The sequence below is a fragment of the Streptomyces sp. 13-12-16 genome, from assembly GCF_002114215.1.
In the GTDB taxonomy this organism is placed as follows: Bacteria; Actinomycetota; Actinomycetes; order Streptomycetales; family Streptomycetaceae; genus Streptomyces.
On sequence record NZ_NCTE01000362.1, the window covers coordinates 1 to 6,976 of the forward strand.

At 72.7% G+C, this 6,976-nt stretch carries 6 protein-coding genes; all 6 read left to right on the top strand.

Annotated elements, in window-relative coordinates:
* A partial coding sequence (locus B7767_RS15295; RefSeq protein WP_256923444.1) for a phosphopantetheine-binding protein occupies nucleotides 1-449 on the top strand: 449 nt, incomplete at its 5' end.
* Between the two features lie 51 nt (nucleotides 450-500).
* Complete coding sequence (locus B7767_RS15300) at nucleotides 501-1,892, top strand: condensation domain-containing protein (protein ID WP_085572679.1); 1,392 nt, start codon at nucleotides 501-503, stop codon at nucleotides 1,890-1,892.
* A 95-nt stretch (nucleotides 1,893-1,987) separates the two neighbouring features.
* Entirely contained in the window at nucleotides 1,988-3,223 is a 1,236-nt protein-coding gene (locus tag B7767_RS15305) for an acyl-CoA dehydrogenase family protein (protein ID WP_085572675.1), read from the top strand.
* 29 nt (nucleotides 3,224-3,252) lie between these two features.
* Nucleotides 3,253-4,500: a cytochrome P450 gene (locus B7767_RS15310; protein ID WP_085572676.1), complete on the top strand. Its 1,248-nt coding sequence runs from the start codon at nucleotides 3,253-3,255 to the stop codon at nucleotides 4,498-4,500.
* 272 nt (nucleotides 4,501-4,772) lie between these two features.
* Nucleotides 4,773-5,657 (top strand): DNA-processing protein DprA, encoded by an 885-nt coding sequence (locus tag B7767_RS15315; RefSeq protein ID WP_085572677.1) that lies wholly within the window; start codon nucleotides 4,773-4,775, stop codon nucleotides 5,655-5,657.
* A gap of 14 nt (nucleotides 5,658-5,671) precedes the next feature.
* Complete coding sequence (locus B7767_RS15320) at nucleotides 5,672-6,421, top strand: hypothetical protein (protein ID WP_085572678.1); 750 nt, start codon at nucleotides 5,672-5,674, stop codon at nucleotides 6,419-6,421.
* Nucleotides 6,422-6,976 lie beyond the last annotated feature (555 nt).

Genomic DNA, 6,976 nt, shown 5'->3' on the forward strand with positions numbered 1-6,976 from the left:
GGCTCGTCGCCTACGTCGTACCCGGCCGCCCCGGCGGCACCGGCACCGACGGCCTGCGCGCCGCGGTCGCCGCCCTGCTGCCCGACTACATGGTGCCCGCCGCCTTCGTCGTGCTCGACGCGCTGCCCCTGACGCCCAACGGCAAGCTGGACCGCGCCGCGCTGCCCGCGCCCGAGCGGCCCGCACCGGCGCCGGTGCCGGAGACCGACGAGCTCACGCCCGGCCGGAAGGTGCTGTGCGGCCTGTTCGCCCGTGCGCTCGGCCTCGAGACGGTCGGCCTCCACGACAGCTTCTTCGAGCTGGGCGGCGAGTCCCTCCAGGCGATCCGGCTGGCCGGCCGCATCGGGGCCGAGCTGGGCGTGGAGGTGTCCGCCGCGGACATCCTCAGCCACCCGACCGTCGCCGAACTCGAGACCCTGCTGCGGGATTTGTCGCCCGCCCCCCTGTAGGCCCACCAGGCACGACGCGGTCGTCCACGACCGGGAAAAGGATTGGTCACCTTGAGCATCACCACCGCAGCGCCGCAGACCGACGACGGCACCGCCCGGCGGATCCCGCTGTCGTACAACCAGCAGTTCCTGCGCGCCTTCGACAAGGGCGAGACGGACGGCGCCTTCGGCCACCGGCACACCCTGGTGTGCGGCTGGCGCGTCACCGGCGCCGTCGACACCGACGCCCTGCGGCGTGCCCTCGACGACGTGGTCGAACGGCACGAGGTGCTGCGCACCGCCGTGGTCGGCGACGACGAGGGCGGCCACCAGGTCGTCCACCCGCCCGCGCCGGTCGCCCTGGAGGTCACCGACCTGCCCGACGCGGACGGCACCTCGCGCGACGTGCGCGCCGAGGAGTTCCTGAACGACCTCGACGCCGCCCCGTACCCGGTGCGCGAACTGCCCCACCTGCGGGCCTTCCTGGGCCGCTTCGACGCCACCGACGCCGTCCTCGTGCTCGCCACCCACCACACGTCCACCGACGCCTGGTCCCTCCAGGTCCTGATGCGCGACCTGGTGGCCGCCTACCGCGCCCGCGCGGCCGGCGGCACGGCCGAGCAGGGCGAGGTGGCCCAGTACCGGGAGTTCGCCCGCTACCAGCAGGAGAACGCCGACAGCGCCCGCATCGACCGGGCCCGCGCCTACTGGCGCGAGCGCCTCGCCGGAGCCGAGATCACCGGCATCACCTCCGACCGCCCGGCCCGGGCGGACCTGTCGAGCGCGTACGGCGTGCACCGCTTCGTCTTCGACGCCGAACTGTCGAAGAAGGTCGTGGAGTTCGCCCGCGCCGAGCGCTGCACCCCCTTCATGGTGCTGGCCGCCGCCTACGGCGTGCTGCTGCGCCGGCGCACCGGCACCACCGACGTCGTCTTCCCGACCTTCTCCTCCGGCCGCTACGAGGAGCGGTTCGCGGACTCGGTCGGCCCGTTCTTCAACTTCGTGCCGATCCGCATCGACACCGGTGACTGCACCACCCTCGCCGACGTCCTCGACCGCTCCCGCGCGGCCTGCGTGGGTGCCTACCGCAACGAGATCCCCTTCGCCCACATCGCCGAGGACAGCCCGGCCCTGCTCGCCCCGTTCGCCGACGGCTTCCTCGCCGTCGTCGCCTTCGAGGTGCTCCAGTCGGCCTTCCCGCTCGACGGCGAGGACGGCAAGGAGACGGCCGGCCCCCGCTTCGCCGAGATCCGGCGCCGCACCCTGTCGCAGCGGGTCAGCTCGGCCATCCCGGACGGCGGCCTGTGGGCCATGGACGTCCTGCCCGGCGGCGAGCTCGCGGGCAGCCTGAAGTTCGACCACAACCGCTTCGACGAGCGCACCGCCCGCGAACTGGTGGAACAGTTCCGGCACCTGCTCGCGGCCCTGAGCGGCGCCCCGCAGACGCCGCTGGCGAAGCTGTGACGCCCCCGACGGCCCCGACGGTCTCCACGCCCCCGCATGCGACCCCTTCGACTCCGACCTCGACTCCGACTTCGACGCAAGAGGACCGAGCCACGATGACTTCCACCCTGCCCGAGACGTTCGCCCCGCGCGCGGCCGTGCCGGAGCCGGACCTCACCCCGGACGAGATCGTCGCCCGCGCCGAGGAACTGGCGGCCGGCCTGCCCGCCCGGCAGGCCGAGACGGAGCGGCGCGGCCACTACGCCGAGGACACCCACGAGGCGTTCACCCGCGCCGGCTTCTACCGCATCCTGGTCCCGCGCCGGTACGGCGGCTACGAGTTCGGCCCGGCGACCTTCATGAAGGTCGCCACGGCCCTGGCCCGCGGCTGCCCGTCGACCGGCTGGATGTACCTGTTCGGCGCGGCCCACGCCCTGGTCGCCGCGACCCTGTTCGACGAGCGCACCCAGGCCGAGCTGTTCGCCGGCGGCGACTTCGTCTGCCCGGCCACGGTCGCCCCGGCCGGCAGCGCGACCCGCGCCGAGGACGGCTCCTGGCTGCTGGACGGCGTCTGGAACTACTGCTCGGGCGCGCCCTACGCCACCCACTTCATCGGCCACACCCTCGTCTTCGACGACCCCGACGGGCCGGCGCCGATGCTGTTCATCGCCGAGCGGTCGCAGTTCGAGCGCCTGGACGACTGGGGCGACCAGCTCGGCCTCAAGGGCAGCGGCTCGCACAGCATCCGCATCGAGGGCGCCCGCATCCCCGCCCACCGCACCCTGCCCGGCCACCTCAGCCAGATCCCGGTCACCGACGAACTGCCGGGACGCACCCTGCACGGCCCCGAGTACGGCGGCGGACCGCTCAGCTTCATGCTGCTCGAACTCGGCGCGCTGGCCGTCGGCATGGCCCGCGGCGCCCTGGACGCGTACGAGGAGCTGATGCGCACCCGCACCACCACGTTCTTCCCGATCGTCCCGCGCACCGAGGACCCGGACTTCCAGTTCCGCTTCGGCGAGGCCACCGGCATGATCGCCACCGCCGACGCGGCGATGACCGAGGCCGTACGCCAGTGGGAGCAGCTCTGCCTGAAGGACGCGGCGGCCTTCACCCGCGAGGAGGAACTGCGGCTGGCCACCATCAGCCGTGAGGTGGTCCGCCTGTGCTGGAGGGCCGTCGAGGGCCAGCTCTTCCCGACGGCGGGCTCCAGCTCCGTACGCGCGGGAGAGCGCGTCGAACGGGTCTGGCGCGACCTGTCGACGCTGCACAGCCACGCCGGCAACGGCGTCTTCCTCGCCTCGCACGCCGGCCGGGAACTGGCCCGCGCGCACTTCGGCACCGGACAGTGACCGCCCCCTCAGCAGACAGGGAAGAACCCATGGAGCAAGGCTGCCCCTTCGCCCTCGACACCACCGGGCGGGACATCCACGGCGAAGCCGCCGTCCTGCGGGACCGGGGACCCGCGGTCCCGGTGGAACTCCCCGGAGGCGTCATCGCCTGGTCGCTCAACGGCCACGACGTCATCAAGAAGGTGCTCGGCGACCCGCGGGTCACCAAGAGCGCCCGCAACCACTGGCCCGCCTTCCAGAACGGTGAGATACGGCCCGACTGGGAGCTGATCAGCTGGGTGGCCATGGACAACATGGTCACCGCCTACGGCAAGGACCACGTCCGGCTGCGCAAGCTGACCGGCAAGGCGTTCAGCCCGCGCCGCACCGAGGCGTTCCGCCCGCGCGTGGAGGAACTCACCGACGAGCTCCTCGACGGCCTGGCGCAGGCCGCGCCCGGCGAGGTGGTGGACCTGCGCGAGCGGTTCGCCTACCCGCTGCCCGCGCGCCTGGTCGCCGACCTGATCGGCATGCCCGAGGAGGCCCGCGCCAAGACCGCCAAGGTCATCGACGCCATGGTGGACACCACCATCACCCCCGAGCAGGCCCAGGCCGTGCTCGCCGGCTGGCGCGGCGCGATGGCGGACCTGATCGCCGACAAGCGGCGCGAGCCCGGCGAGGACATCACCAGCGACCTCGTGGCCGCCCGCGACGAGGACGGTTCGCGACTGACCGAGGAGGAGCTGACCGACACCATCTTCGCGATCCTCGGCGCCGGCTCCGAGACCACCATCAACTTCTTCGACAACGCCATCACCGCGCTGCTGTCGGACCCCGCGCAGCTCGAACTGGTCCGCTCCGGGCAGGCCACCTGGGACGACGTGATCGACGAGACGCTGCGCGTGGAGTCGCCCCTGGCGCACCTGCCGCTGCGCTACGCCGTCGAGGACATCGAGCTCGACGGCGTCACCATCCCCAAGGGCGACCCGATCCTGGTCAACTACAGCGCCGTGGGCCGCGACCCGCGGCTGCACCCGGACGACCCCGGTTCCTTCGACCTCACCCGGGCGGACAAGGAGCACCTGTCCTTCGGGTTCGGCCCCCACTACTGCCTCGGCGTGGGCGTGGCCCGCCTGGTGGCCCGCACCGGCCTGTCCCGCCTCTTCGAGCGCTTCCCCGACCTGTCCCTGGCCGTCCCCCGGGAGGAACTCCAGCCCCTGCCGACCTTCATCATGAACGGCCACCGCTCCCTGCCGGTCCGCCTGACGGTTCCGGCCCTGGCCACCACCGCCCCCTGAACACACCGGCCGCCCGGGGGCCGTTCCGCCGTGTGCGGGGCGGCCCCCGTCGTCCCCGCGCGTGCGGGGTGCCCGCCCGGTCCGGCGTTTCGCTCGTGGCCGGTTCGGTTCCGGCTGCCCGACGGAGAGGTCCCACTCGAGTGGGACCCGCTGTCCTTCGGCTGTCAGGACTCCGGTCGGCGATCTGCCGGAGTGCGGTCGGACGGTTGGCGAAAACCCCTCGTCCCCGCCCTTCGACCACCCGGATGAAGTCGGCTTCCTATACTTCTGGCATGGACCAGGACCTGGAGCGTGCCGCGCTTGTCGCCTTGCTGCGGCGTGAGGATCGCTCCTGGCCGGATCTCACCGATCAGATCGAGTCGGTGGGCAGTGCCCGGGAGGTTCTGGACAGCGCGCTCGACGCCTCGGGGCAGGGAGCACTCTTCGACACCGGCCCCGCGGTGGACCTGGAGGCCGTCGCCGACGAGATCGCTTCGTGGGAGCGCGAGGGGATGCGCCTGGTGACGATCCTGGACGAGGACTACCCGTTCTATCTGCGGTTGGTCCACCAGCGTCCGCCGTTCCTGTTCCTGCGTGGCACGCCGGCCGAGGACGATCCGAGGGTCGCCGTCGTCGGCACCCGCACTCCCACGCCGGAAGGCGTCGCTCACGCCCGCGCCGTCGCGGGCGGGCTCGCCGAGCGTGGCGTCACGGTGGTCTCCGGGCTGGCGGCCGGTATCGACACGGCCGCGCACGGAGCCGCGCTCGCTGTCGGCGGCCGTACGGTCGCGGTCGTCGGCACCGGTCTGCGCCGTGCCTACCCGGCACAGAACGCCCGGTTGCAGCAGGAGATCGCCGAGCGGGGACTGGTGATCTCACAGTTCTGGCCGGACGCGCCGCCGTCGAAGACCTCCTTCCCCATGCGCAACGCGGTGATGAGCGGCTACAGCCTGGCCACCGTCGTGATCGAGGCGGCCTATCGCAGCGGTGCCCGGATGCAGGCCCGCCTCGCCCTGGAGCACGGCCGCCGGGTCTTCCTCATGCGGTCCCTGATGACGCACGAGTGGGCCCGCGAGTACGCGAACCGGCCCAACACCACCGTCATCGACGGTCCCGAGGACGTCTTCCGGCAGCTCGACTCCCTCGTCCCCACCACGGGCGAACTGACCTGGGCGTAGCGGGCAGACCCCGGATGACCACTGTTGTCGGGCTGTCCGCCCGCTACGCCAACTTCCTCGTCCACCCGCTGCTGCCCGGTCCCGGCGTGTGCCAGGTCTGCCGTGGTCCCGCCAGGACCGGGTATCCGACGTGCTGGCCGTGCCACGAAGCGAGCAGAATCCTCGGGGCGGGCGTCGCCGACACCGTGGTTCCGGTCAGCCTGGCCCTCAAGCGGGAGCAGTACGCCAACGAGCTCTGGCGGTACAAGAACGCCGCAGGTCCTCAGCAGCAGTACTTCCGGATGGGACTGGCAGCGGTCCTGTGGCGGTTTCTCGCCGCGCACGAGGGCTGCATCGCGGACAGGTGCGCCGTCCCGGGGTTCGGCATCGTCACCACGGTGCCCAGCACCAGTGGCCGGGCGGATCATCCACTGCGCACCATGGCCGCCGACATGGTGGGCGCGACCAGGGACCGCTACCGGGATCTGCTCGCGCCGATTCCGGATGCGGCCGCACTCGGGCGCACGGCGTCTCCGTCGCGTTACACGTCGTCGGCGCTCTGGGGCGACGACGTCCTGCTTGTCGACGACACCTGGACCACTGGCAATCACGCCCAGTCCGCGGCCGCCGCCCTGAAGGCCGCGGGTGCCCGCAGCGTGGCTGTCGTCGTCCTCGGCCGCCACCTCAACACCGACTACGCGGATACGGCCGGCCACGTCGAGCAGGCCCGGCTGCGTCGCTTCTCCTGGGACGTCTGCGCCCTTCGGAACTGGGGTCACGGATGAGGCGTCCTCCCCCGGCGCAGGTACCGACCCGGGCGGCGGGAGAACCGGCCGGCCGTCGTGGGAAACGATCACTGTGCGGGCTGGTACACGCTCTGACGAGGGAGTTCCGGTCCGGCCCGCGGTTCGTGCACGCAGGACGGTCGTGAGGGCCGTCGGACGGTTCGACCTGTGGCGGAGTGGCTGGGCACACCGCCCCGGGCCCGGGCACTCGCGCCGGCCGACGGCTGCACCGACCCGAACTGCCACATCCCGTAGAGAAACCACCTCCACCCCCAAGGCGTTGACCGGGTGACGCCGCTCCGTCGTCGTAGGCCGGCGGGCAGGGCGAGTTCGCCGGTTCCGGCTTCCGTGCCGCATACGGTGGGCTCGCCGTACACCGCGCAGCGCTGCGGGAGGGCCGGCGGCGGGCATCGGGGACACAGTGGGAGGGAGAGCGGGATGACGCAGGCCGTGGTGGGTGATCCGGGCGAGCGGGTGCCGGGGCGCTGGTGGACGGTGCGTCTGGACGCCGTCGGCCGGGGCGGTACGGCCGTGCGCGTCACGTGCAGCCGCCCC